We start from the raw sequence: 22,740 nt of genomic DNA, 5'->3' as shown, positions 1-22,740 counted from the left end.
GTAGAGCTTAGATTTGTAAAAATGCAATAGGGGAGTTGGCAGGAGCAGATTTTGATTGCTGCAAAACTTCTCCGAGTGTGTATTGATCTAGACTTTGATAAAAGCTCTCTAAAGCCTGATCTAAAATACCTTTTAAACCACAGTGACTGCGTAATACACAAGGTGGTGTATTACATTCAACAATTTGATTGTCGCCCTGTAATATTCGAACAATTGAACCTAAATTTGAGTTAAGTGCATCTGGATTTAAGCGAATTCCGCCGCCTTTTCCACGAATGGTAATAATCCATTCCTGCTTGCCCATGAAGTGAACAACTTTAACTAGATGGTTTTGTGAAACATGCAAATCTTTCGCGATTTCTGCAATCGTGTAGGGTGCATCACTTGGGCGTGCAACATACATTAAGAGTCGTAATGCATAATCGGTAAATTTATTAAGCTGCATGATCACCAAAAATGGAAGAGATTAAAAGGATGATCATCTTAGCCTGAAAGTCTTAATAAGAAAACTTTCAGGTAAGAGGTTTTTACATTACAGCGTTAAAGGGGCTGAAACCTGTACTTGATCACCCACTCTATAATGCTCAAGTAGAATATTAGCAACTGAAAACTCAGTATGATTTTCTTCAGGCTGCACTTCAAAGTGATACGAGTTATCTTCTTGAGCTTCAGTAAATTTAAAAGCTTTCGGTTGTTCAAGTTGTTGTTCGGGAACTTGTACTTTAACTGAAATAAAGGCATTTGCTGGGCTAGTCAGTACGTCTTCATGGTCAGTTGCTTTTAAAGTGAAGCGTTTGCCAGATTCCAAAGGATCAATTTGAGTAATTTCAAATGAACGCCAGCCAGCCCATCCACCTTTTAAGCTTTCAAGTTGTTCGTATTTTTGTTTTTCAACACCAATCAAGATATCAGCCAACTGTAAGTATGCTTGTTTCCACGCTTCAATAAGCTCTGATTCGAATGGCACATTGAGTACTTCACTAATTGAATGAAGCAAGTTGTCCCCAACAATTGCATATTGGTCTGGTTGAATATCTAAGCTCACGTGTTTAGTGGTGATGCGTTCTACCGCTTTAGCGAGCACGGTAGGGTTCTCAATATTTTCTGCATAAGCAAGCACAGCAGCTGCAAGAGCACGTGGCTGACGTAAGCTGGTTTGGTCATCTAAATTAAAAACATTTTTTAACTCGGGATTGTTATTAAGCATGCGCTTATAGAAGTATGTAGTCAGCGTAACGCCGTGTTCACGTAAAACCGGTACAGTAGATTTAACAAGTTCAATTTGTTGTGGAGTCATGGCTAGACCTTATTTATCTGGCTATATAAGATGTATTTAAAATACATCTTTAAAAAATTAATGGCAATAACTTTTTTATAAAAAACCATAAAAAAATTAGGGGATATAAAATCCCCTAAAATTAACGTAATTTTTTTAATATTTTTATTTACCAAATAAAGAGCCGAGCAAGCCCCTTACGAGTTTTTGGCCGGTACTTCCTCCTAAACTGCGTGCAGCACTTTTGGCAAAAGTTCCCACAATGTCTTGTGTGAGTTTAGCTCGTTCACGGGCTGCTCTTTCTTCCTCTTTTAATTGCTCACGTGCCAAACGTTCCTGCTCTTTAGCTTGCTGTTTTGCTAAAGTTTCTTGTTCTTTAGCTTGTTGTTTTGCAAGTTCGGCGTCTTGCTGCTGTTGTTCGCGTTCAGCAACTTTATTCTGTAGCATTTCATAGGCACTATCACGATCTACAGCTTGTTCATAAACTCCAGCAATAATACTTTGCGAGATTAAAGTCTGACGCTCTTCTGGAGTGATCGGTGTAAATGCAGAGTACGGAGGCATAACCCAACCACGTTCTACAATTTGTGGCGTACCTTGTTCATCTAGACAGCTAATGAGTGCCTCACCAACACCAAGTTGGGTAATAGCTTCATCAACTTTAAACTCTGGATTAGCACGGAAAGTGTCTGCTGCGGTTTTTACAGCTTTTTGATCTTTAGGGGTGAATGCACGTAATGCATGTTGAACGCGATTACCAAGTTGACCAAGAACGCTTTCGGGTAAATCGAGTGGGTTTTGAGTAATAAAGTAGATACCCACCCCTTTGGAGCGGATTAAACGTACCACTTGTTCAATTTTGTCTTGTAGAGCTTGGCTGGCATTATCAAATAACAAGTGAGCTTCATCAAAGAAAAATACGAGTTTAGGCTTATCCATATCACCCACTTCTGGTAGCTGTTCAAATAACTCTGAAAGCATCCATAAGAGGAAAGTGGCGTATAACTTAGGCGTATTCATAAGCTTGTCAGCAGCAAGAATATTGATATAGCCATGCCCATTTGCATCGGTTTGGATAAAATCCAGAATATTTAAAGCTGGTTCCCCAAAGAACTGTTCTCCACCTTGGTCGGCAAGTGCTAATAAATTGCGCTGAATAGCGCCTAGGCTTGCTGGAGATAAATTGCCATATTCAGCTTTAAATTCAGCTGCATGTTCACTCACAAAAGTGATCATGGCTTTTAAGTCTTTAAAATCGACTAAAAGTAAACCTTGGTCATCTGCAATACGGAATACAGCAGATAAAACACCTTCTTGGGTATCATTTAAGTTTAGTATGCGTGCTAATAAAATTGGCCCAATTTCAGAAATGGTGGTTCGGATAGGATGACCTTGCTGACCAAATAAATCCCAAAAAACAACTGGATTTGCTGAGAATGGAACACTATCAATTTGTAAAAGTTTTAAGCGTTCATTAAATTTATCCGAAGCTTCACCAGCTTTTGCAAGACTCGAAACATCGCCTTTAGCATCGGCAAGAAATACCGGCACACCGATTCGAGAGAAACTCTCTGCTAGAACTTTTAACGTAACTGTTTTACCTGTACCTGTCGCGCCTGCAATAAGTCCATGACGGTTAGCAAACTGGGGAAGTAAAACAATTTCTTTTGATGTGTCCTTAATATTTTTAGCAATAACAATCGGTGTACCCATATATTTTTATCCTATGGTTTGAGTCACTATAATCTTGTCGTTTTACAGTTGTTTCAGTGCATTTTCGATATCTTGTATCAAATCTTGCGGATCTTCTAGTCCTATACAGAATCGAACCAATAATCCTTGTTGTAAATGTGTATTCTCAAGTTTTCTCATCATTTTTAAATCATAAAGCATAATCAGGCTAACGGGTCCACCCCAGCTAAAACCGAGCTTAAATAACTCTAATGCATCGCAGAAACGACGTACTGCTGTAATGTCATATTCAGGTTTAAAAATAACACTCACTAAGCCAGCACTTTGACCGTCTATGCAGATTTCTTGCCAATATTGATGGCCTAGTGAGGATTCATCACTTGGGTGTAGAACTTGTGCAAATTGAGGCTGGTTCTTTAGCCATTTAAGTAGATTGTGAGCATTAGCTGACTGTTGTTCATAGCGTAAAGACATATGAGCAAGGCTGCGTTGAACTTGAGCTGCATCATCTCCAGAGATTGCGATGCCCAAAATAGCATGCGTACGGAATAAGCGGTGATGAAGTTTCTCATCACGAGTTACAATGCTACCCATTAAGATGTCACCACCACCACTTGGATATTTTGTTAGTGCGTGAACGGTTAAATCGACAGATAGATGTTCATCAGAAAAATTGAAAGCATTAAACGCAAGCCCAGCTCCCCAAGTATTATCTAGAGCTGTCAATACACCATGCTTTTTAGCTTTCTTGACTAAATTTTTAAGATCAGGGAATTCTAAAGTAACCGAACCTGCAGCTTCTAACCATAATAGTTTACTTTTTTCGGTGGGTTGAAAACTTGCAGCGTCAATGGGGTTATATACTTTAACAATAATGCCATATTGACTTTGTAGATAAGTTAAATGTTCTAGATTTGGCCCGTAAATATTGTCTGGAACCCATACTTCATCATTAGTGCTTAAAAATGCTGAGTTCACAATATTAATTGCGGATAGGCCACTTGGTGCAAGCAAACAATGCAAACCACCTTCAATTTGCGCAATATTGTCGCCTAAGGTGAATGTAGTAGGGGTGCCATGTGTTCCATAGCTATAGTCATACTTATCCGTCCAGTGACGATCAAAAAGGTGCGAAGTTGATTTAAAAATAATAGTTGATGCGCGAAATAAGGGAGGTTGCACTGTTTCAATGAATTGCGGAGCCTTTCTTGGGGCATGAATGAGACGAGTCTGGAAATCGTTATGCTTTTTCATAGTGCGTTATGTTTTAAATGATAAAGTTAGATTAAGAGAAATTTAAATTCTTCGCTAGATTTATAAAGTTTTGTAAGACGTTTCGTTACAGTAGACCTATAAAACAAAAACTTGGCTTTATTTTTGCAAAGACCACTACAACATTCTAACAACAATAGGTTTAAGCGCATGAAGTCGCATTTAAGAGTTCATTATTTTCAACATATCGCGGGTGAGGGTTTTGGGAGTTGTTATTCATTTTTAAAAGCTCACCACGCGACTATTAGTTCTACGGAGTTTTTTGCACTTCCGGTTGATCGGTCACTTGAAATAGAAGCTTTACCACAAATTGATGAGGTTGACTTATTATTAGTCATGGGTGGCACCATGAGTGTAAATGATGAGGCGAATTATCCATGGCTTAAGATAGAGAAAAGATGGTTGCGTCGTTATTTAGCAGCAGGAAAGCCTGCTATAGGTCTCTGTTTGGGTGGGCAGCTAATTGCTAATGCACTAGGCGCCGCAGTCAGTCGAAACCGTTATCAGGAACTTGGCTGGTCGACAGTTCAGAGGGTGGCAAATTTACCTCAAGACAGTTTTCCATTGCCTGAAAAGATAAAGGTGATGCAGTGGCATAGCGAAACATTTGAAATACCCAAAGGTGCTATACACTTAGCCGAGAATATAGCTTGTCGTAATCAGATGTATCAAATTGGAAAAAATGTGCTTGGTTTTCAATTTCATCCAGAAATGACACCAGCAACGTTAGAACTCTTGCTTGAAAATGAAGAAGAGCTATCTATTTTTAATGGGGAATATGTTCAGCCTGTGAATGAACTGCAATATTCAGAAGCACAAAAATTTGAACAAGGTAATCAACTCTTAAATAAAGCGATTGAATTTGTCATAAATGCCTAGAGTGAGTTGAGAATACTAGGTTAAAGTGCGTTTTGAACAAAAAATAGAAAAAGAGAATTGCATAAGACTTAAACAATCGTTATAATGGGCGACCCTCAAAAGGAGGGGCATTTACTGCGAAGAAAGTAGTAAATGTGCATTACAGTCGTGGCATCGATCATGACCTTAGTGATTTTCACTGCCTTTGACACTTACCAATGGGTGAGATGCGTCAAGGGTGATTCTTTATATGTTTGGCTTGGAGTTTACTGGTATGTCTAACCAGAGAATTCGTATCCGTTTGAAGTCTTTTGATCATCGTCTGATTGATCAATCTGCTCAAGAGATCGTAGAAACCGCTAAGCGTACTGGCGCACAAGTTTGTGGTCCAATTCCGATGCCTACTCGCATCGAACGCTTCAACGTTCTTACTTCACCGCACGTTAATAAAGATGCGCGTGACCAGTACGAAATCCGCACCTATAAACGTTTGATCGACATCGTTCAACCTACAGATAAAACTGTTGATGCATTGATGAAATTAGATCTTGCGGCTGGTGTTGATGTTCAGATCGCTTTGGGTTAAGGCTTTCGGTTGATTAACTTCTAAGTTAATTAGGCCGCTTTTTTAGAGGTTTATGCACATGGCTATTGGTTTAGTCGGTCGCAAATGTGGTATGACTCGCATCTTTACAGATGCAGGTGTTTCTGTACCTGTTACAGTCATCGAAGTCGATCCAAACCGCATTACGCAAATCAAAACACTTGAAACTGATGGTTATCAAGCTGTTCAAGTAACTACTGGTGAACGTCGCGAATCTCGCGTAACTAACGCTCAGAAAGGTCACTTCGCGAAAGCTGGTGTTGCTGCTGGTCGTTTAGTTAAAGAGTTCCGTGTTACTGAAGCTGAGCTTGAAGGCCGTGAAGTTGGCGGTACTATTGGCGTTGATTTGTTCGCAGTTGGTCAAATTGTTGACGTAACTGGTCAATCAAAAGGTAAAGGTTTCCAAGGTGGTGTTAAACGTTGGAACTTCCGTACTCAAGACGCTACTCACGGTAACTCAGTTTCTCACCGTGTATTAGGTTCTACAGGTCAAAACCAGACTCCTGGACGCGTGTTCAAAGGCAAGAAAATGGCTGGTCACTTAGGTGATGAACGCGTAACAGTACAAGGTCTTGAAATCGTATCTATTGACGCTGAACGTTCTGTTTTAGTTGTTAAAGGTGCAATTCCTGGTGCAACTGGCGGTGACGTGATTGTACGTCCTACCATCAAGGCCTGAGGGGAAATACCGTGAATTTGAAAACTGTTTCCGGCTCTGCTGTTGAATTGTCTGAAGTTGCTTTCGGACGTGAATTTAACGAAGCTCTTGTACACCAAGTTGTTACTGCTTACTTAGCAGGTGGTCGTCAAGGTACTCGTGCTCAGAAATCACGTGCAGACGTTTCTGGCGGTGGTAAAAAGCCATTCCGTCAAAAAGGTACTGGTCGTGCTCGTGCGGGTTCTATTCGTAGCCCTATCTGGGTTGGCGGTGGTAAAACTTTTGCTGCTCGTCCACAAGATTGGTCTCAAAAAGTAAACCGTAAGATGTACCGCGGTGCAATGCAATGTATCTTAGCTGAACTTGTTCGCCAAGATCGTCTTGTATTAGTTGAAGAGTTTGCAGTTGCAGCTCCAAAAACTAAAGAATTGCTTGCAAAGCTTAACGACTTAAATGCTGCTCGTGCATTAATCGTTACTGACGCTGTAGATGAGAACTTATATCTTGCAGCACGCAACCTTCCGCATGTAGATGTGGTAGATGCAACTGCAATCGATCCTGTAAGCTTGATCGCGTTTGATAAAGTTGTGATGTCTGTAGCTGCTGCTAAGAAAATTGAGGTAGAACTCGGATGAACAACGAACGTATCTATCAAGTCCTAAAAGGACCAGTCTTCTCAGAAAAGGCACAAGTATTAGGTGATACTGTTGGTGTTCAAGTATTTAAAGTAGACATCAATGCTACTAAACTTGAAATCAAAAAAGCAGTTGAAAAACTTTTTGGTGTAGAAGTTGTTAAAGTTAACACAACTATTACTAAAGGTAAGACTAAGCGCTTTGGTCGTACATTGGGACGCCGTTCTGATGTTAAAAAAGCATACGTCACCCTGAAAGCTGGCCAAGATGTTGAAATGGCTGACTTGGGCGATACCGCTGAAAGCGCAGCGGAATAAGGACGAAAATTATGCCGATTCAAAAATGTAAGCCAACGTCTCCAGGACGTCGCTTTGTAGAGAAAGTGGTTCATGACCATCTTCACAAAGGCGCTCCTTACGCACCGTTGGTTGAAGCTAAAAAACGTACTGGTGGTCGTAATAACAACGGTCACATTACTACTCGTCACGTTGGTGGTGGTCATAAACAACACTATCGTATCGTTGACTTCAAGCGTAACAAAGACAGCATCCCAGCTGTTGTAGAGCGTATTGAATACGATCCAAACCGTACAGCACATATTGCTTTGTTGAAATATGCTGATGGTGAGCGTCGTTATATCATCGCACCTAAAGGCTTACGTGCTGGCGATAAAGTACAATCTGGTAACGATGCTCCAATTCGTCCAGGTAACTGTTTGCCACTTCGTAATATGCCGATCGGTTCTACACTTCATAACGTTGAACTTAAAATTGGTAAGGGTGCGCAATTAGCGCGTTCTGCTGGTGCTTCTGTTCAGTTGTTGGGTCGTGATGGTTCTTACGCAATTATTCGTCTTCGTTCAGGCGAAATGCGTAAAGTACATGTTGAATGCCGCGCTGTAATTGGTGAAGTTTCTAACCAAGAAAACAACCTTCGTTCATTGGGTAAAGCTGGTGCTTCGCGCTGGCGTGGTGTTCGTCCTACCGTACGTGGTATGGCGATGAACCCGATTGATCACCCGCACGGTGGTGGTGAAGGGCGTAACAAAGGTATTCAACCTGTAAGCCCATGGGGTCAAAAAGCTAAAGGGTACAAGACACGTACCAATAAGCGTACGACTAAGATGATTATTCGCGACCGTCGCGTCAAGTAAAGGAATCTGACTAATGCCTCGTTCTCTGAAAAAAGGCCCATTCGTCGATGCGCACTTGTTCGCTAAGGTTGAAGCGGCTGTTGCTAGTAACTCTCGCAAGCCGATTAAAACTTGGTCTCGTCGTTCGATGATCCTTCCAGATTTTGTTGGTTTAACAATTTCTGTTCATAATGGTCGTAACCACGTTCCAGTAATTGTTACTGAGCATATGGTTGGTCATAAACTCGGTGAATTCGCGCCAACTCGTACCTATCGTGGTCACGGTGTTGACAAGAAATCTAAACGTTAATAGGTGTCATGATGGAAGTAACTGCTAAATTACGCGGTGCCGCTATCTCGGCACAGAAAGCACGTTTGGTTGCAGATCTTATTCGCGGCAAATCTGTTGCGCATGCTTTAAATATCTTAAACTTCAGCAATAAAAAAGCTGCTGTTTTAGTAAAAAAAGCATTGGAATCTGCGATTGCAAACGCTGAACACAATAACAGTTTAGATGTTGACGATCTTAAAGTATCTACGATTTACGTTGACGAAGGCATGAGCCTTAAACGTATTATGCCACGTGCTAAAGGCCGTGCAGATCGTATTACTAAGCGTACTTGTCACATCACCGTTAAGGTAGGGGTTTGATATGGGTCAGAAGGTTCATCCAATCGGTATCCGCCTAGGTGTTGTGAAACGTCATAACGCTAACTGGTATGCGAATCCGAAACAATACGCTGAATACTTGCTTAAAGATCTTCAAGTTCGTGAGTTTTTAACTAAAAAACTTAAGAATGCGATGGTAAGCAACATTCTTATCGAACGTCCATCAGGCGCTGCTAAAGTAACTATTAGCACAGCTCGTCCTGGTATCGTAATCGGTAAAAAAGGCGAAGATATTGAGAAATTACAGCGCGAACTTACCAGCATTATGGGTGTTCCAGCGCAAGTAAGTATCAACGAAATTGATCGCCCAGACTTAGATGCGCGTTTAGTTGCTGAAGCAATCGCTTCTCAATTAGAAAAGCGTGTAATGTTCCGTCGTGCTATGAAGCGTGCGGTTCAAAACACTATGCGTGCTGGTGCTAAAGGTATCAAAGTTGAAGTGTCTGGCCGTTTAGGTGGTGCAGAGATTGCTCGTACAGAATGGTATCGTGAAGGTCGTGTACCTTTACATACGCTACGTGCAGACATTGACTATGCAACTATGCGTGCAGAAACAACTTACGGTACGATTGGTGTTAAAGTTTGGATTTTCCGTGGCGAGATTTTAGGTGGCATGAAACAAGTCATGAACCCTGCTCCTGCTGAAGATCGTCCAGCTAAACGTGGTCGTGGTCGTGGTGAAGGTCAAGAGCGTCGTGGTCGTCGCGGTGACCGTGCTGCTGACAAGGGAGAATAATCCATGTTGCAACCTAAACGTACCAAATTCCGTAAGGTGCACAAAGGCCGTAATACTGGTCTAGCGCATCGTGGTAGTACAGTATCATTTGGTTCGATTGCAATCAAAGCAACTGAACGTGGTCGTATGACTGCTCGTCAGATTGAAGCTGCACGTCGTACTATTAGCCGCCGTATTAAGCGTGGTGGTAAAATCTTTATTCGCGTATTCCCGGATAAACCAATTACTCAAAAGCCTCTTGAAGTGCGTATGGGTAAAGGTAAGGGTAGCGTGGAGTACTGGGTTTGCCAGATCCAACCAGGTAAGATCCTGTACGAAATTGAAGGTGTGAACGAAGAATTAGCGCGTGAAGCATTTGCTTTAGCTGCTGCTAAACTTCCGTTTAAAACCACTATCGTGACTCGGACGGTAATGTAATGAAAACTAAAGATCTACGTGAAAAATCGGTAGAAGAGTTGAAAGCTTTGCTTGATGAGCAACAGCTTAATCAATTCCGTCTTCGTATGGCGAAAGCAACTGGTCAGTTGGGTAAATCGCATGAAGTGCAAGTTGCTCGTAAGACAATTGCTCGTATTAAGACACTCCTTACCGAAAAACAGGGGAACGGACAATGAGTGAAAAAACAGTCCGCACGTTAACCGGCAAAGTAGTAAGCGACAAAATGGACAAGTCTATTGTTGTTCTTATCGAACGCCGCGTTCAACACCCGTTGTATGGCAAATCAATTCGCCGTTCAACTAAGTTACACGCTCATGATGAGAACAATGTTGCTAAACTTGGCGATGTTGTGACCATTAAAGAAAGCCGCCCAATTTCTAAAACTAAAGCTTGGACTTTAGTGGAAGTAGTTGAAGCAGCTGCTGAGTAATTCGACGTTCTTGTTGCATCATCGGTCAATTTCGAGTACTCTTTGAGCCTTTCGAAATTGTGACCGGTGATGCTCGGTTTTGGAGTAGGGCAATGATTCAAACCGAAACTATGCTCGACGTAGCAGACAACAGTGGTGCTCGCCGCGTACAATGTATTAAAGTACTTGGTGGTTCACATCGTCGTTATGCTTCTGTTGGCGACATTATTAAAGTTACTGTAAAAGAAGCAATCCCACGCGCACGTGTTAAAAAAGGTGACGTGATGAATGCGGTTGTAGTTCGTACTAAATTCGGCATTCGTCGTCCAGATGGTTCTGTGATCCGTTTTGATGATAATGCTGCAGTTATCCTGAACAACAACAAAGCTCCGATTGCTACTCGTATCTTCGGACCAGTGACTCGTGAACTTCGTACTGAACAGTTCATGAAAATCATTTCATTGGCTCCTGAAGTTCTATAAGAGGCAATCATGGCTAAGATTAAAAAAGGCGATCAAGTTATCGTGATCGCAGGTAAAGAAAAAGGCAAACAGGGTACTGTATTGTCTGTTTCTGAAGACCGCGTTAAGGTTGAAGGCCTTAACTTAGTGAAGAAGCATCAAAAGCCGAATCGTGTAACTGGCGCTGAAGGCGGTATCGTTACTCAAGAAGCTTCGCTTCATATTTCAAACGTGGCAATTTTAAATGCTACAACCCAGAAGGCTGACCGTGTTGGTTACCAAGTGATTGATGGCGTGAAAACTCGCGTTTATAAATCAAATGGTGAATCAGTGGCGGTAGCGAAGTAATAGGTTGAAAAGGCAATGGCCAGACTTAAAGCACGTTACAACGAAGAACTTAAAGCAAAGTTACAAGAAGAACTTAGCATTAAGAACGTGATGGAAATTCCACGCATCACAAAAATTACCCTAAACATGGGTGTAGGCGCAGCTGCAACTGATAAGAAATTATTAGATGGCGCTGTAGTCGACATGCAATTAATTGCTGGTCAAAAACCAGTAATTACACTTGCTCGTAAATCTATCGCTGGTTTCAAAATCCGTGATGGTTGGCCGATTGGTTGTAAAGTTACTTTACGTGGCGACCAAATGTACGAATTCTTGGACCGTTTGATCTCAATCGCAATCCCTCGTATCCGTGACTTCCGTGGTTTCTCTTCGAAATCATTTGATGGTCGTGGTAACTACTCAATGGGTTTGAAAGAGCAAATCGTTTTCCCTGAAATCGATTTCGATAAGATTGATCGTATTCGTGGTATGGATATTACTATTACTACGACTGCTCGCACCGATGACGAAGGCCGTGCGCTTATGCGTGCATTCGGCTTCCCGTTCAAATAAGAGGTCGATATGGCTAAGAAAGGTATGATTAATCGCGAATTGAAACGCGAAAAAACAGTTGCTAAATACGCTGCAAAACGTGCTGAATTAAAAGCTACGATTGCAAACGTAAATGCAAGTGAAGAAGAGCGTTTCGAAGCGATGTTAAAGTTACAAGCATTGCCACGTAATGCATCTCCGGTACGTCTTCGTAACCGTTGTGGTTTAACTGGTCGTCCTCATGGTTACTTCCGTAAGTTCGGTTTAAGCCGTAACAAATTACGTGACACAGTAATGCAGGGTGATGTGCCAGGCGTTGTTAAGGCAAGCTGGTAAGGAGCGACTAAATGAGTATGCAAGATACCGTTGCCGACATGCTAACACGTGTTCGTAACGCACAAATGGCTAAGAAACAAACTGTTTCTATGCCTTCTTCTAAGTTGAAAGTTGCAATTGCAAACGTACTTCAACAAGAAGGTTATATTTCAAATGTAGAAGTTGCTCAAGAAGAGACAAAATCTACTTTGACAATTACTTTAAAATATTTCGAAGGCAAACCAGTTATCGAAATGGTTAAACGCGTAAGCCGTCCAGGTCTTCGCCAATACCGTGGTAAAGATAAACTTCCAAGCGTTAAGCAAGGTTTAGGTATTGCAATTGTTTCTACAAGCAAAGGCATCATGACTGATCGCGCTGCACGTGCTGCGGGCGTTGGTGGTGAAGTTATTGCTTTTGTTTCTTAATAGGTGATTCCTCATGTCTCGTGTGGCTAAAGCCCCAGTAACTGTACCTAATGGTGTAGCAGTTACTCAGAACGGCCGGCAGGTCGAAGTGAAAGGCAGCAAAGGTACATTGTCTTTCAACCTGCATGCGCTGGTCGAGCTAAAACAGGAAGAAGGTAAACTTCAACTTGCTCCAGTTAAAGAATCGAAAGATGCTTGGATGCAAGCTGGTACTGCTCGCGCTGTATTGAATAACCTTGTAAAAGGGGTTAGTGAAGGCTTCGAACGTAAGTTGCAGCTAGTTGGTGTTGGTTATAAAGCTGCGGTTAAAGGTACTGTTGTAAACCTTAACCTTGGTTTTTCACACCCAATTGACTACGCTTTACCTGAAGGTGTAACAGCGGAAACTCCAACTGCTACTGAAATCATTTTGAAATCAGCAAACAAGCAGTTGTTAGGTCAAGTAGCGGCAGAAATCCGTGCATATCGTTCTCCTGAACCATATAAAGGTAAAGGTGTTCGTTATTCGGATGAAGTCATTCTTCGTAAAGAAGCTAAGAAGAAATAAGGCGCGAGGTTCTTATGAACGAAAAGAAACAATCCCGTTTGCGTCGTGCGAAAAGCACACGCTTGCACATTCGTGCATTGGGTGCGACTCGTTTGTGTGTAAACCGCACTCCGCGTCACATCTATGCTCAGGTTATTTCAGCAGATGGTGGCAAAGTTTTAGCGCAAGCTTCAACTTTGGATGCATCTTTACGTAGCGGTACTACAGGTAATGTAGACGCGGCTACTAAAGTAGGCGCTTTAATCGCAGAGCGTGCGAAAGCAGCTGGTGTAACTAAAGTTGCATTTGACCGTTCTGGTTTTAAATATCATGGTCGTATCAAAGCCTTGGCTGATGCTGCTCGTGAAAACGGCTTGGAGTTCTAATCATGGCTAAAGTTGAACAAAACGAAGGTCTTGTTGAAAAGCTGGTTGCCGTTGATCGTGTAGCCAAAGTTGTTAAGGGTGGTCGTATCTTCTCTTTCACAGCATTAACTGTTGTGGGTGATGGTAATGGTCGTGTTGGTTTTGGTCGTGGTAAAGCTCGTGAAGTTCCAGCTGCTATTTCTAAAGCACTTGAAGCTGCACGTCGCAACATGATTACTGTAGACCTTGCAGGTACTACTTTACAACACCCTGTGAATGCTCGTCATGGTGCAAGCCGTGTATATATGCAGCCTGCTTCTGAAGGTACTGGCGTAATCGCTGGTGGCGCTATGCGTGCCGTTCTAGAAGCTGCAGGTGTACATAACGTACTTGCTAAATGTTATGGTTCTACTAATGCTGCAAACGTAGTAAACGCAACTTTCAAAGGTTTGCGTGATATGACTTCTCCTGAGAAAGTCGCTGCGAAACGTGGTAAATCAGTAGAAGAAATTCAAGGGTAATCAATCATGAAAACGATTAAAGTTACCCAGACTAAATCTTCTTCACATCGCTTGAAAAATCACAAGCTTTGCTTACAAGGTTTAGGTCTGCGTCGTATTGGTCATACTGTAGAAGTGCAAGATACGCCTTCTAACCGCGGTATGATCAACAAAGTCTACTATATGGTTAGTGTAGAGGAATAAGCCATGACTCTGCGTTTAAATGAACTTGCGCCTGCAGAAGGTGCAAAACGTGAACACCGTCGTTTAGGCCGTGGTATCGGTTCTGGCGTTGGTAAGACTGGTGGCCGTGGTGTCAAAGGTCAAAAATCACGTAAAAGTGGTGGCGTTCGTCCAGGCTTTGAAGGCGGTCAAACTGCGATTTATCGTCGTTTACCTAAATTCGGTTTCACTAGCCAAATCGCTTTAAAAACTGCTGAAGTACGTTTATCTGAGTTAAGCAAAGTTGAAGGCGACATCGTTAGCCTAGAAACTTTGAAAGCTGCGAATGTTGTTCGTCGTGACCAAATTCGTGCTCGTATCGTACTTTCTGGTGAAATCACTCGTGCATTCACTGTTCAAGGTGTTGCATTGACTAAAGGCGCTAAAGCTGCGATTGAAGCAGCTGGCGGTAAAGTCGAGGAGTAATCTCGAGTGTCTATGTCTCCTAGTTCTTCAGGTCATGTCAACATGATGAAAGGTCAGCCATTTCATGTGAAATACCGTGAAATTATTCGCCGGATGAGTTTTCTAATCGGTGCATTGCTGGTCTTTCGACTAGGAGCGCATATTCCAGTACCAGGCATTAATAATGCTGCGTTAGAAAATTTATTTCATGCGAACCAAGGAACTATTCTTGGGCTATTCAATATGTTTTCTGGCGGTGCTTTAGAGCGAATGTCTATTCTTGCTTTAGGGATTATGCCGTACATTTCTGCGTCAATTATTGTGCAGTTAATGTCTACTGTAATTCCATCACTTGAAGCCTTGAAAAAGGAAGGTGAGCAAGGTAAGCGTAAAATTAATCAGTATACGCGTCAGGGCACATTGTTGCTTGCAGTGGTTCAAGCAGTTGGTATGTGCGCAGGTTTGATTGGTCAGGGTATTACTCTGTCAGTTGGTCTTGCGTTTTATATCCCAGCAGTAACTTCACTTGTCGCTGGAACTATGTTCTTAATGTGGCTAGGTGAGCAAATCACTGAAAGAGGTATTGGTAACGGTATCTCAATGATTATTTTTGCAGGTATTGTTGCTGGTTTGCCTAAACTAATTATGCAATCAGTTTCTTCTGTAGATAATGGTCAGACAAGTTTAATTGGTCTTGTAATTTTTGGTCTTTTGTCTTTAGGTGTATTGGCAGCTATTGTGTTTATTGAAAAAGCACAACGTCGCATTCCAGTAAACTATGCGCAAAAGCAACAAGGGCGTCGTATATTTACAGCACAGCAGACGCATTTGCCATTAAAAATTAATATGGCTGGTGTTATTCCTGCGATTTTTGCAAGTTCTTTACTCTTGTTCCCAGCAAGTCTTGGTCAATGGGTGGGAAGTGCAGATCCAAATGCTGGTTTTATTAAAAGCAGCTTACAAGATTTAGCTTTAGTATTGTCGCCTGGACAGCCTTTGTATTTGGTGCTCTTTGGTGCGTTAATTATCTTTTTCTGTTACTTTTATACGGCTTTAGTATTTAGCCCTAAGGAAGTATCAGAAAATCTAAAACGCAGCGGAGCTTATGTGCCTGGTATTCGCCCAGGTGAGCAAACTGCTCGTTACTTAGATCATATTCTTAATCGTTTGACGTTTATTGGTGCGATTTATATTACGGTCATTTGTTTAATGCCAATGATTCTACAAAGCTCTTTTGGGATTCCATTCTATTTGGGTGGTACCTCATTATTGATCGTAGTTGTCGTGGTTATGGACTTTATGGCTCAGCTACAAGCGCATTTAACATCTCATCAATATGATAATCAAACATTAATGAGAAAAACGACTGCTCATCCTAAGGGATAAGCGCACTTAGAGGTTTCATCATGAAAGTACAAGCTTCTGTAAAGAAAATTTGTGGTAGCTGTAAAGTTATCCGTCGTAATGGGGTTATTCGCGTAATTTGTAGCGCAGAACCTCGTCATAAGCAGCGTCAAGGTTAATCTAATCAAGACCTGTTGATTTCAGTAGGCGAATTGGGTTAATATCCGCCCCTCAAGATTTTTGTGGGGCGGTTGATTATCTCTACTGCCTTTTTGGAGAAAGTGAATGGCTCGTATTGCCGGTGTAAACATTCCGGATAACAAGCATGCTGTTATCTCCCTCACTTACATCTTTGGTATCGGTCGCCACACTGCTAAGAATATCTTAGCTGCAGTTGGTATTACTGAAACTACTAAGATCCGTGAGTTGGACGATGCTCAGCTTGATGCGATTCGTGCAGAAGTTGCTAAGGTTCCTACCGAAGGTGACTTACGTCGCGAAATTTCCATGAACATTAAACGTTTAATGGATTTGGGTTGCTACCGCGGCCTTCGCCATCGTCGCAGCTTGCCTGTCCGTGGTCAACGCACCAAAACTAACGCACGTACCCGTAAAGGTCCGCGCAAACCGATTAAAAAGTAAGATTTCTGGAAGCTAAAAGATGGCTAAAGATACTCGCACACGCAAGAAGGTCACTCGTACCGTCTCTGAAGGTGTTGCACACATTCACGCGTCTTTTAATAACACCATTGTTACGATTACTGATCGTCAAGGTAATGCATTGGCTTGGGCCACCTCAGGTGGACAAGGCTTCCGTGGTTCACGTAAATCAACTCCGTTTGCTGCTCAGGTAGCTGCTGAAGTTGCTGGTAAAGCAGCTTTAGATTACGGTTTGAAAAATCTGGACGTCCTTGTAAAAGGTCCTGGTCCAGGTCGTGAGTCTGCGGTTCGTGCATTAGGCGCAGTGGGTTATAAGATTAACAGCATTACCGATGTGACTCCAATTCCTCACAACGGTTGCCGTCCACCTAAAAAACGTCGCGTGTAAGGAGAAACATTCATGGCTCGTTATATTGGTCCAAAATGCAAACTCTCTCGCCGCGAAGGGACAGACCTGCAACTTAAATCTGGCGTTAAACCATTTGACGTCAAAACTAAAAAAGCTAACAAAGCACCTGGTCAACATGGTCAGGCACGCGGTGGTAAGCAATCTGAGTATTCACTACAATTACGTGAAAAACAAAAAGTCCGTCGTATTTACGGTGTGTTAGAACGTCAATTTAGTAACTACTATAAAGAAGCAGCTCGTGTTAAAGGCGCAACAGGTGAGAACTTGTTGAAATTGCTTGAAAGCCGTCTTGATAACGTTGTTTATCGCATGGGTTTTGGTTCTACACGTGCAGAAGCTCGTCAGTTAGTAAGTCACCGTAGCATTACTTTGAATGGTCGTCGTGTAAACATCGCATCTATTCAAGTTAAAGCTGGTGATGTAATTGCGGTTCACGAAGGTGCTAAACAACAATTGCGTATTAAAAACGCGATTGAGTTAGCTGCACAACGTGGTATTCCAGCTTGGATCGAAGTTGATCATTCTAAGCTTGAAGGTACGTTTAAAGCTGCACCAGATCGTTCTGATTTACCTGCTGAAATCAACGAAAGCTTGATTGTAGAATTGTATTCTAAATAATCCTTGAGGTAGCAATAATGACGCGTACTGCAAACGAGTTTCTAACTCCGCAAGCGATCAAGGTCGAAGCGGTAAGCGGGACCTCGGCAAAAGTGATTCTAGAACCTTTAGAGCGTGGTTTTGGCCATACTCTAGGTAATGCTTTACGTCGCATTCTATTGTCTTCTTTACCTGGCGCTGCTGTGGTTGAAGTAGAGATAGAAGGTGTCGAGCACGAGTACAGTACTTTAGAAGGCTTGCAGCAGGACATCGTCGAGCTCTTGCTGAACCTAAAAGGATTGTCTATTAAGCTGTTCGATCAAAATGAAGCATATTTAACATTAGAAAAACAAGGTCCTGGCGATATTACTGCTGCTGACCTTCGTTTACCTCATAATGTTGAAGTGGTTAACCCAGAACATTTAATCGGTACTTTAAGTGCTTCAGGCTCATTAAAAATGCGCTTGAAAGTTGCTCAAGGTCGTGGTTATGAAACATCTGATTCTCGTTTCCCTGAAGGTGAAACACGTCCTGTTGGTCGTTTGCAATTAGATGCTTCTTATAGCCCGATTAAACGTGTTTCTTACACCGTTGAAAATGCGCGTGTAGAACAACGTACCGATTTAGATAAACTGGTAATCGACCTCGAAACAAATGGAACGGTTGATCCTGAAGAAGCAATCCGCAAAGCGGCAACAATCTTGCAACAACAAATTGCAATTTTTGTTGATCTTCAGAAAGACCAAACTCCAGTTGCTCAAGAGCCTCGTGAAGAAGTTGACCCAATCTTGCTTCGCCCAGTAGATGATCTAGAGCTTACTGTTCGTTCTGCTAACTGTTTGAAAGCAGAAAATATTTACTACATTGGTGATCTTGTTCAACGTACTGAAGTTGAGTTATTAAAAACTCCTAACCTTGGTAAAAAATCGTTAACAGAGATCAAAGATGTTTTGGCATCGAAAGGCTTACAACTCGGTATGCGTCTTGAAAACTGGCCACCAGCTAGTCTTCGTATGGACGACCGTTTTGCCTATCGTAGCCGTTAATTAAGTAGGACTATCACCATGCGTCATCGTAATAGTGGTGTGAAATTAGGCCGTACAAGCAGCCATCGTAAAGCGATGTTCCAAAACTTGGCTAATTCTTTATTTGAACACGAGTTGATCAAAACAACTGTGCCTAAAGCTAAAGAATTACGTCGTGTTGCTGAGCCTTTAATCACTCTAGCAAAAAACGATACTGTAGCAAATCGTCGTTTAGCATTTGCTCGTACTCGTAATGCTGCAACTGTTGGTAAATTATTTACCGTACTCGGCCCTCGTTACAAAGAACGTAACGGCGGTTATCTACGTGTTCTTAAAGCGGGCTTCCGTGCTGGTGATGCAGCACCGATGGCTTACGTTGAGCTTGTAGATCGTGAAGTAAACACTTCAGCTGAATAATTGATTTTATTCAAAAAAGACCGGTTTTATACCGGTCTTTTTTATTTCTAGTCACAAAATAAATTATAAAAATGTCCTCAAGTGACATAAAAAAGCAGATAAACGGTCAAACTTGACATTGTGTATTGTCAAAATTGTGTTTTAATAAACTTATATTCTCAACAATGGGTATAAAAATAAAATGGAAAAGCAAGTTGATATTTTAATCATTGGCGCAGGTATTTCAGGAATCGGAATCGCTGCCCATTTATCAAAAAATTCACCACAACGACAATTCGAGATTTTAGAACGTCGCGAGTCTTTTGGTGGAACATGGGATCTTTTCCGTTATCCTGGCATCCGTTCAGATTCAGATATGTCTACCTTTGGTTTTAACTTTAAACCATGGTGTAAAGTGAATGTATTAGCTGATGGTGCTTCTATTAAAGGGTATTTAGGCGAAGTAATTCATGAATATAAATTAAAAGAAAAAATTCATTTTGGTCATCGTGTACTTTCTGCTAATTATGATTCGGCTTCAAAAAAATGGCAGGTTGTAGTAGAAGATAGCAATAAAAAACAGCAGACTTGGATTGCCAACTTTGTTGTAGGTTGTACAGGTTACTATAATTATGATCAGGGCTATGCGCCTTCTTTCCCAAATCAAGAAGCATTTAAAGGGCAACTCATTCACCCACAGCATTGGCCTGAAAACTTAGATTACACAGGTAAAAAGGTGGTTATTATTGGTAGTGGTGCAACAGCGATTACTTTAGTACCAGCAATGGCTAAAGGTGGGGCAGGTCATGTGACCATGTTGCAGCGTTCACCAACGTATATTGCTAGCGTTCCTTCTATCGATTTCATCTATGAAAAAACGCGTAAATTTATGTCTGAAGAGGCAGCTTATAAATTTACCCGTGCCCGCAACATTGGTATGCAGCGCGCTATTTATGCTCTTTCTCAGAAACATCCTAAAACTGTACGTCGTTTACTTTTAAAAGCAATTGAAGTACAGCTTAAAGGTAAGGTTGATATGAAGCATTTTACGCCTTCATACAATCCTTGGGATCAGCGTTTATGTGTGGTGCCAGATGGTGACTTATTTAAGATTTTACGTGAAGGCAAAGCGAGTGTAGAAACTGATCAAATCGAGAAATTTACTGAAAAAGGTATTTTACTTAAATCTGGCAAACATCTTGATGCTGATATCGTTGTTTCTGCAACAGGACTACAAGTTCAGATTATGGGTGGAGTTCAGGCTACTCTTGATGGGAAACCAATCAACTCATCTGAACATATGCTTTATAACGGCATAATGCTAAGTGATGTGCCGAATATGGCTATGATTATTGGCTATGTGAATGCCTCATGGACACTCAAAGTAGATATCGCTGCCGAATATATTTGTCGCTTATTAAACTATATGGACAAAAATAGTTATGATGAAGTGATTCCATCGGGCGATAAGACTGTGATGGAAGAAGACACCGTAATGGGTAAACTATCTTCAGGTTATATTAACCGTGCAGCACATGAACTTCCTAAACAAGGTAAGCGTGCTCCATGGCAGGTGACTAATAACTATTTAGAAGATAGAAAGTCTTTGAAAAATGCAAAATTTGAAGATGGCATTCTTCATTTTCATAAGCGTTCTGAAGCAAATGAGCGTAAACCAAAATTAGTATCTTAATTCGTATGAAATAAGAAAAGGGGCGTAATGCCCCTTTTTTATGAAACTATTAAAGTGTTCTTGAAATTAATTCTTTCATGATTTCATTTGTACCTGCATAAATTCGATTTGCTCGATGATCAATGTATGCACGTGCAATTGGATATTCAAGCATATAACCATAACCACCATGTAATTGAAGACATTCATCTACAATTTTCGAGAACATATCAGAAATTTTATATTTAGCAGCTGCGGCAGCTTCTACACTCAATTTTTCTTCAAGTTGTAATTCCATACAACGATCTAAATATGTCCGGCAGAAATCGATTTCTGTTCTGAGTTCGGCAAGTTTAAAACGCGTATTTTGAAATGCGCCAATAGGTTTACCAAAAGCTTTACGATCTTTTGTATATTGAACGGTATGTGCAAATGCTGCTTCAGCACCTGCTTGACAAATAATAGCAACTAACATTCGTTCCCATGCCAATTCTTTCATGAGCATGATAAAGCCCATACCTTCCATGCCTAAAAGGTTTTCTTTAGGAACTCGAACGTTATCAAAGAATAATTCGCAGGTATCTTGGCCTTTCATACCAATTTTGTTTAGAGGTTTACCTTTACTGAAACCAGCACGATCGGCTTCTACAATAATTAAGGATAAGTTTGCCGAACCTTTATCACTATTGCCAGTCTTACAAACGACTACTGCCATGTCGCATAAGTAGCCATTCGTAATAAAAATTTTAGAGCCATTAATGACATATTCATCACCATCAAGTACGGCGGTGGTTCTTACCGCTTGTAAATCTGAACCAGTGCCTGGTTCCGTCATTGCAATAGCAGTAACAACTTCTCCAGTTGCCATTTTGGGTAACCATTTTTGTTTTTGCTCTTCATTACCAAAATTATTAACGTAATTAGCAACAATATCGGAATGTAGAGAAAAACCAGTACTTGAGTCCATCGCATACGCCTGTTCTTCAATAAGAATCATACTGTATAGGCGATCTACCCCAGAGCCACCATATTGCTCTGGCATCGTGGTGCAAAGAAGACCTAGTTCTCCAGCTTTATTCCAAAGATCTCGGTCAACATGTTGCTGTTTTTCATATTTTTCTATATTGGGAACGACTTCCTTTTCATAGAATTTACGCACTGTCTCACGGAAAGCTTCGTGTTCTTCATTGAATAATTGTCTTGGTAACATATTTGGAATAGGACGGATGGCACCAGATTGCATTTGTATTTCTTCCTTGGTTCAGGTGTGATGTTATGCCCTAAACATACGTAAGCATTTCATGCCCCACAATGTGATGAATGCTCAATTATGCGGACAAGATGATAAATTTGGTCAATTTGATATTTTTAGCGATCTTTAGGATGTGATCAGGTAAACTAGGCGCACTATCACCACAGATGGGGACGTAAATGTCTGACGAAATGACCTTGGAAGAACGTAAAGTAATTTATCGAGCACGCCGTGGCTTAAAAGAAATTGACGTCTATTTTGACCCGTATGTAAAAAATTATTATTTAAAAGCTGATCCAGCAGAAAAAGCATTATTTGCAGAGCTAGTTGATCAAGAAGATCCAGATTTATTAGATTGGTTCATGGAAGTTTCTGAGCCTCCACGTACTGAGTTACGTGAATTTATTTATAAACTAAAACAGTATGTGCATGGCTAAACTGTTTTGATAAAAGAATTAAATTTTGAGCTGAAAGATAGCCGTGTCTCGGTAATATTTCAGCTTTTTGTTGGTTTGGGTTTAGCAATCCTGCTTTATCAATTATTAACACCGATATGGTGGCTATGTGCTGTCATTCTTCTATTTATTGGTTTTATTTTCTTTCTAAAGCAAGCCCAAATATCTCAAATTGAATATTTAGATCAAAAATTATGGTCGGTTACATATTTTTCGAAAAAAGAAATTTACCGTGCGGAAATTACTAAAATAATTGATTATCAGTTATTTGTAGTTATTTATCTTGAAGAAACTCCTACGAACATAGCTATTGTTTGGTTCGATCAGCTTCCTATTCAGCAGTGGAAAAGATTAAAAGTTTTAGAAAAACTCTATTAATTGTTAGACAATTCTACATTTGTATATTTATTTAAAAATTATAAAAAACAATAATTTAATAATTTTTTTCTT

General features: G+C 41.0%; 37 protein-coding genes and 1 pseudogene. 32 read left to right on the top strand and 6 right to left on the bottom strand.

Translation table 11 applies throughout. The features are described 5' to 3' along the window. Positions 1–7: 7 nt before the first annotated feature. The 5 genes from J580_RS15420 to J580_RS15405 form a co-directional block, all read right to left on the bottom strand. The gene (locus J580_RS15420; protein WP_002116968.1) at positions 8–445 is read right to left on the bottom strand and encodes an RrF2 family transcriptional regulator; all 438 of its coding nucleotides are present in this window, start codon (positions 443–445) and stop codon (positions 8–10) included. Between the two features lie 87 nt (positions 446–532). Next, entirely contained in the window at positions 533–1,297 is a 765-nt protein-coding gene (locus J580_RS15415) for a globin domain-containing protein (protein WP_014207751.1), read from the bottom strand. A gap of 2 nt (positions 1,298–1,299) precedes the next feature. Continuing rightward, complete coding sequence (locus J580_RS23560; protein ID WP_155762377.1) at positions 1,300–1,452, bottom strand: hypothetical protein; 153 nt, start codon at positions 1,450–1,452, stop codon at positions 1,300–1,302. Beyond that, positions 1,442–2,989 carry a helicase HerA-like domain-containing protein gene (locus J580_RS15410; RefSeq protein WP_017403247.1) on the bottom strand — a complete coding sequence of 516 codons (1,548 nt, stop codon included), beginning with the start codon at positions 2,987–2,989 and terminating at the stop codon, positions 1,442–1,444. The genes J580_RS23560 and J580_RS15410 overlap by 11 nt, the downstream gene beginning before the upstream one ends. Before the next feature lie 42 nt (positions 2,990–3,031). Further along, positions 3,032–4,222 (bottom strand): PLP-dependent transferase, encoded by a 1,191-nt coding sequence (locus J580_RS15405; protein WP_032004807.1) that lies wholly within the window; start codon positions 4,220–4,222, stop codon positions 3,032–3,034. 168 nt (positions 4,223–4,390) lie between these two features. Between J580_RS15405 and J580_RS15400 the strand changes: the two genes are divergently transcribed. From J580_RS15400 to J580_RS15255, 30 genes and pseudogenes are all read left to right on the top strand, one after another. Then, entirely contained in the window at positions 4,391–5,119 is a 729-nt protein-coding gene (locus J580_RS15400; protein WP_032004806.1) for a type 1 glutamine amidotransferase, read from the top strand. A 253-nt stretch (positions 5,120–5,372) separates the two neighbouring features. Next, positions 5,373–5,684: a 30S ribosomal protein S10 gene (gene rpsJ / locus J580_RS15395; RefSeq protein ID WP_000070912.1), complete on the top strand. Its 312-nt coding sequence runs from the start codon at positions 5,373–5,375 to the stop codon at positions 5,682–5,684. A 58-nt stretch (positions 5,685–5,742) separates the two neighbouring features. Continuing rightward, positions 5,743–6,381, top strand: coding sequence for a 50S ribosomal protein L3 (gene rplC, locus J580_RS15390; protein ID WP_014207747.1), 639 nt, complete (start codon positions 5,743–5,745; stop codon positions 6,379–6,381). Positions 6,382–6,392: 11 nt separating this feature from the next. Continuing rightward, complete coding sequence (gene rplD / locus J580_RS15385; protein ID WP_002049755.1) at positions 6,393–6,995, top strand: 50S ribosomal protein L4; 603 nt, start codon at positions 6,393–6,395, stop codon at positions 6,993–6,995. Continuing rightward, positions 6,992–7,312, top strand: coding sequence for a 50S ribosomal protein L23 (rplW, locus tag J580_RS15380; RefSeq protein WP_002049693.1), 321 nt, complete (start codon positions 6,992–6,994; stop codon positions 7,310–7,312). Before rplD ends, rplW begins: the two co-directional genes overlap by 4 nt. 11 nt (positions 7,313–7,323) lie before the next feature. Continuing rightward, entirely contained in the window at positions 7,324–8,148 is an 825-nt protein-coding gene (rplB, locus tag J580_RS15375; RefSeq protein ID WP_002049686.1) for a 50S ribosomal protein L2, read from the top strand. Positions 8,149–8,161: 13 nt separating this feature from the next. Next, positions 8,162–8,437, top strand: a complete 276-nt coding sequence (gene rpsS / locus J580_RS15370; protein ID WP_001138119.1) for a 30S ribosomal protein S19 — start codon at positions 8,162–8,164, stop codon at positions 8,435–8,437. Positions 8,438–8,448: 11 nt separating this feature from the next. Further along, positions 8,449–8,778 carry a 50S ribosomal protein L22 gene (gene rplV, locus J580_RS15365; RefSeq protein WP_001982638.1) on the top strand — a complete coding sequence of 110 codons (330 nt, stop codon included), beginning with the start codon at positions 8,449–8,451 and terminating at the stop codon, positions 8,776–8,778. Position 8,779: 1 nt separating this feature from the next. After that, a pseudogene (gene rpsC / locus J580_RS15360) lies at positions 8,780–9,596 on the top strand (30S ribosomal protein S3). Next, positions 9,536–9,949: a 50S ribosomal protein L16 gene (rplP, locus tag J580_RS15355; protein WP_002049688.1), complete on the top strand. Its 414-nt coding sequence runs from the start codon at positions 9,536–9,538 to the stop codon at positions 9,947–9,949. The pseudogene rpsC and the gene rplP overlap by 61 nt, the downstream one beginning before the upstream one ends. Next, a complete protein-coding gene (rpmC, locus tag J580_RS15350; protein WP_000849928.1) occupies positions 9,949–10,146 on the top strand; it encodes a 50S ribosomal protein L29 in 198 nt (65 codons plus the stop codon). The genes rplP and rpmC overlap by 1 nt, the downstream gene beginning before the upstream one ends. Further along, positions 10,143–10,400 carry a 30S ribosomal protein S17 gene (rpsQ, locus tag J580_RS15345; RefSeq protein ID WP_002116661.1) on the top strand — a complete coding sequence of 86 codons (258 nt, stop codon included), beginning with the start codon at positions 10,143–10,145 and terminating at the stop codon, positions 10,398–10,400. Before rpmC ends, rpsQ begins: the two co-directional genes overlap by 4 nt. A 92-nt stretch (positions 10,401–10,492) precedes the next feature. Next, positions 10,493–10,861 (top strand): 50S ribosomal protein L14, encoded by a 369-nt coding sequence (gene rplN, locus J580_RS15340; protein ID WP_001982634.1) that lies wholly within the window; start codon positions 10,493–10,495, stop codon positions 10,859–10,861. Positions 10,862–10,870: 9 nt separating this feature from the next. Then, positions 10,871–11,188, top strand: a complete 318-nt coding sequence (gene rplX, locus J580_RS15335) for a 50S ribosomal protein L24 (RefSeq protein WP_002116820.1) — start codon at positions 10,871–10,873, stop codon at positions 11,186–11,188. A gap of 15 nt (positions 11,189–11,203) precedes the next feature. After that, positions 11,204–11,740, top strand: a complete 537-nt coding sequence (gene rplE, locus J580_RS15330; protein WP_002116961.1) for a 50S ribosomal protein L5 — start codon at positions 11,204–11,206, stop codon at positions 11,738–11,740. Between the two features lie 9 nt (positions 11,741–11,749). Then, positions 11,750–12,055, top strand: coding sequence for a 30S ribosomal protein S14 (gene rpsN / locus J580_RS15325; protein ID WP_002049689.1), 306 nt, complete (start codon positions 11,750–11,752; stop codon positions 12,053–12,055). 11 nt (positions 12,056–12,066) lie between these two features. After that, entirely contained in the window at positions 12,067–12,462 is a 396-nt protein-coding gene (gene rpsH / locus J580_RS15320; protein WP_002049732.1) for a 30S ribosomal protein S8, read from the top strand. Between the two features lie 13 nt (positions 12,463–12,475). Further along, on the top strand, positions 12,476–13,009 hold the full coding sequence (rplF, locus tag J580_RS15315) for a 50S ribosomal protein L6 (protein ID WP_002116801.1): 534 nt from the start codon (positions 12,476–12,478) through the stop codon (positions 13,007–13,009). A 14-nt stretch (positions 13,010–13,023) separates the two neighbouring features. Then, entirely contained in the window at positions 13,024–13,374 is a 351-nt protein-coding gene (gene rplR / locus J580_RS15310; protein ID WP_002049741.1) for a 50S ribosomal protein L18, read from the top strand. Positions 13,375–13,376: 2 nt separating this feature from the next. Further along, a complete protein-coding gene (rpsE, locus tag J580_RS15305; RefSeq protein ID WP_001141025.1) occupies positions 13,377–13,874 on the top strand; it encodes a 30S ribosomal protein S5 in 498 nt (165 codons plus the stop codon). 6 nt (positions 13,875–13,880) lie between these two features. Further along, on the top strand, positions 13,881–14,057 hold the full coding sequence (rpmD, locus tag J580_RS15300; RefSeq protein ID WP_000849088.1) for a 50S ribosomal protein L30: 177 nt from the start codon (positions 13,881–13,883) through the stop codon (positions 14,055–14,057). Between the two features lie 3 nt (positions 14,058–14,060). After that, a complete protein-coding gene (rplO, locus tag J580_RS15295) occupies positions 14,061–14,501 on the top strand; it encodes a 50S ribosomal protein L15 (RefSeq protein WP_002116985.1) in 441 nt (146 codons plus the stop codon). Between the two features lie 45 nt (positions 14,502–14,546). Next, positions 14,547–15,866, top strand: coding sequence for a preprotein translocase subunit SecY (gene secY, locus J580_RS15290; protein ID WP_014207743.1), 1,320 nt, complete (start codon positions 14,547–14,549; stop codon positions 15,864–15,866). A 20-nt stretch (positions 15,867–15,886) separates the two neighbouring features. Continuing rightward, positions 15,887–16,003 (top strand): 50S ribosomal protein L36, encoded by a 117-nt coding sequence (gene rpmJ, locus J580_RS15285; RefSeq protein ID WP_000867907.1) that lies wholly within the window; start codon positions 15,887–15,889, stop codon positions 16,001–16,003. 106 nt (positions 16,004–16,109) lie between these two features. After that, complete coding sequence (rpsM, locus tag J580_RS15280) at positions 16,110–16,466, top strand: 30S ribosomal protein S13 (RefSeq protein WP_000090815.1); 357 nt, start codon at positions 16,110–16,112, stop codon at positions 16,464–16,466. Positions 16,467–16,485: 19 nt separating this feature from the next. Continuing rightward, positions 16,486–16,872, top strand: coding sequence for a 30S ribosomal protein S11 (gene rpsK, locus J580_RS15275; protein WP_001040166.1), 387 nt, complete (start codon positions 16,486–16,488; stop codon positions 16,870–16,872). Positions 16,873–16,884: 12 nt separating this feature from the next. Then, a complete protein-coding gene (gene rpsD, locus J580_RS15270) occupies positions 16,885–17,511 on the top strand; it encodes a 30S ribosomal protein S4 (RefSeq protein WP_000135204.1) in 627 nt (208 codons plus the stop codon). Between the two features lie 17 nt (positions 17,512–17,528). Further along, complete coding sequence (locus J580_RS15265) at positions 17,529–18,536, top strand: DNA-directed RNA polymerase subunit alpha (RefSeq protein ID WP_002116730.1); 1,008 nt, start codon at positions 17,529–17,531, stop codon at positions 18,534–18,536. 18 nt (positions 18,537–18,554) lie between these two features. Beyond that, a complete protein-coding gene (gene rplQ, locus J580_RS15260; protein WP_002049717.1) occupies positions 18,555–18,932 on the top strand; it encodes a 50S ribosomal protein L17 in 378 nt (125 codons plus the stop codon). A 181-nt stretch (positions 18,933–19,113) separates the two neighbouring features. After that, complete coding sequence (locus tag J580_RS15255; protein ID WP_032004804.1) at positions 19,114–20,604, top strand: flavin-containing monooxygenase; 1,491 nt, start codon at positions 19,114–19,116, stop codon at positions 20,602–20,604. A gap of 49 nt (positions 20,605–20,653) precedes the next feature. Here the strand turns inward: J580_RS15255 and J580_RS15250 are convergent, their stop codons facing one another. Continuing rightward, on the bottom strand, positions 20,654–21,826 hold the full coding sequence (locus tag J580_RS15250; RefSeq protein WP_016143559.1) for an acyl-CoA dehydrogenase family protein: 1,173 nt from the start codon (positions 21,824–21,826) through the stop codon (positions 20,654–20,656). Positions 21,827–22,014: 188 nt separating this feature from the next. Between J580_RS15250 and J580_RS15245 the strand changes: the two genes are divergently transcribed. Both J580_RS15245 and J580_RS15240 read left to right on the top strand, forming a co-directional pair. Next, a complete protein-coding gene (locus J580_RS15245; protein WP_002117064.1) occupies positions 22,015–22,272 on the top strand; it encodes a succinate dehydrogenase assembly factor 2 in 258 nt (85 codons plus the stop codon). Positions 22,273–22,278: 6 nt separating this feature from the next. Beyond that, entirely contained in the window at positions 22,279–22,668 is a 390-nt protein-coding gene (locus J580_RS15240) for a hypothetical protein (RefSeq protein ID WP_032004801.1), read from the top strand. Positions 22,669–22,740: the final 72 nt, after the last annotated feature.

It is taken from the genome of Acinetobacter sp. 1542444, from assembly GCF_000581835.1.
Classification (GTDB): Bacteria; Pseudomonadota; Gammaproteobacteria; order Pseudomonadales; family Moraxellaceae; genus Acinetobacter; species Acinetobacter pittii.
Note: the sequence above shows the minus strand (reverse complement) of the source record. Positions and strands in the feature narration are given on the sequence as shown.

Bases quoted from the DNA above. Each gene is read 5' to 3' on its own strand.
- J580_RS15420 (WP_002116968.1), bottom strand. From the start codon at position 445: ATGCAGCTTAATAAATTTACCGATTATGCATTACGACTCTTAATGTAT.
- J580_RS15415 (WP_014207751.1), bottom strand. From the start codon at position 1,297: ATGACTCCACAACAAATTGAACTTGTTAAATCTACTGTACCGGTTTTA.
- J580_RS15410 (WP_017403247.1), bottom strand. From the start codon at position 2,989: ATGGGTACACCGATTGTTATTGCTAAAAATATTAAGGACACATCAAAA.
- J580_RS15405 (WP_032004807.1), bottom strand. From the start codon at position 4,222: ATGAAAAAGCATAACGATTTCCAGACTCGTCTCATTCATGCCCCAAGA.
- J580_RS15400 (WP_032004806.1), top strand. From the start codon at position 4,391: ATGAAGTCGCATTTAAGAGTTCATTATTTTCAACATATCGCGGGTGAG.
- rpsJ (WP_000070912.1), top strand. From the start codon at position 5,373: ATGTCTAACCAGAGAATTCGTATCCGTTTGAAGTCTTTTGATCATCGT.
- rplC (WP_014207747.1), top strand. From the start codon at position 5,743: ATGGCTATTGGTTTAGTCGGTCGCAAATGTGGTATGACTCGCATCTTT.
- rplW (WP_002049693.1), top strand. From the start codon at position 6,992: ATGAACAACGAACGTATCTATCAAGTCCTAAAAGGACCAGTCTTCTCA.
- rplB (WP_002049686.1), top strand. From the start codon at position 7,324: ATGCCGATTCAAAAATGTAAGCCAACGTCTCCAGGACGTCGCTTTGTA.
- rpsS (WP_001138119.1), top strand. From the start codon at position 8,162: ATGCCTCGTTCTCTGAAAAAAGGCCCATTCGTCGATGCGCACTTGTTC.
- rplV (WP_001982638.1), top strand. From the start codon at position 8,449: ATGGAAGTAACTGCTAAATTACGCGGTGCCGCTATCTCGGCACAGAAA.
- rplP (WP_002049688.1), top strand. From the start codon at position 9,536: ATGTTGCAACCTAAACGTACCAAATTCCGTAAGGTGCACAAAGGCCGT.
- rpmC (WP_000849928.1), top strand. From the start codon at position 9,949: ATGAAAACTAAAGATCTACGTGAAAAATCGGTAGAAGAGTTGAAAGCT.
- rpsQ (WP_002116661.1), top strand. From the start codon at position 10,143: ATGAGTGAAAAAACAGTCCGCACGTTAACCGGCAAAGTAGTAAGCGAC.
- rplN (WP_001982634.1), top strand. From the start codon at position 10,493: ATGATTCAAACCGAAACTATGCTCGACGTAGCAGACAACAGTGGTGCT.
- rplX (WP_002116820.1), top strand. From the start codon at position 10,871: ATGGCTAAGATTAAAAAAGGCGATCAAGTTATCGTGATCGCAGGTAAA.
- rplE (WP_002116961.1), top strand. From the start codon at position 11,204: ATGGCCAGACTTAAAGCACGTTACAACGAAGAACTTAAAGCAAAGTTA.
- rpsN (WP_002049689.1), top strand. From the start codon at position 11,750: ATGGCTAAGAAAGGTATGATTAATCGCGAATTGAAACGCGAAAAAACA.
- rpsH (WP_002049732.1), top strand. From the start codon at position 12,067: ATGAGTATGCAAGATACCGTTGCCGACATGCTAACACGTGTTCGTAAC.
- rplF (WP_002116801.1), top strand. From the start codon at position 12,476: ATGTCTCGTGTGGCTAAAGCCCCAGTAACTGTACCTAATGGTGTAGCA.
- rplR (WP_002049741.1), top strand. From the start codon at position 13,024: ATGAACGAAAAGAAACAATCCCGTTTGCGTCGTGCGAAAAGCACACGC.
- rpsE (WP_001141025.1), top strand. From the start codon at position 13,377: ATGGCTAAAGTTGAACAAAACGAAGGTCTTGTTGAAAAGCTGGTTGCC.
- rpmD (WP_000849088.1), top strand. From the start codon at position 13,881: ATGAAAACGATTAAAGTTACCCAGACTAAATCTTCTTCACATCGCTTG.
- rplO (WP_002116985.1), top strand. From the start codon at position 14,061: ATGACTCTGCGTTTAAATGAACTTGCGCCTGCAGAAGGTGCAAAACGT.
- secY (WP_014207743.1), top strand. From the start codon at position 14,547: ATGAAAGGTCAGCCATTTCATGTGAAATACCGTGAAATTATTCGCCGG.
- rpmJ (WP_000867907.1), top strand. From the start codon at position 15,887: ATGAAAGTACAAGCTTCTGTAAAGAAAATTTGTGGTAGCTGTAAAGTT.
- rpsM (WP_000090815.1), top strand. From the start codon at position 16,110: ATGGCTCGTATTGCCGGTGTAAACATTCCGGATAACAAGCATGCTGTT.
- rpsK (WP_001040166.1), top strand. From the start codon at position 16,486: ATGGCTAAAGATACTCGCACACGCAAGAAGGTCACTCGTACCGTCTCT.
- rpsD (WP_000135204.1), top strand. From the start codon at position 16,885: ATGGCTCGTTATATTGGTCCAAAATGCAAACTCTCTCGCCGCGAAGGG.
- J580_RS15265 (WP_002116730.1), top strand. From the start codon at position 17,529: ATGACGCGTACTGCAAACGAGTTTCTAACTCCGCAAGCGATCAAGGTC.
- rplQ (WP_002049717.1), top strand. From the start codon at position 18,555: ATGCGTCATCGTAATAGTGGTGTGAAATTAGGCCGTACAAGCAGCCAT.
- J580_RS15255 (WP_032004804.1), top strand. From the start codon at position 19,114: ATGGAAAAGCAAGTTGATATTTTAATCATTGGCGCAGGTATTTCAGGA.
- J580_RS15250 (WP_016143559.1), bottom strand. From the start codon at position 21,826: ATGCAATCTGGTGCCATCCGTCCTATTCCAAATATGTTACCAAGACAA.
- J580_RS15245 (WP_002117064.1), top strand. From the start codon at position 22,015: ATGTCTGACGAAATGACCTTGGAAGAACGTAAAGTAATTTATCGAGCA.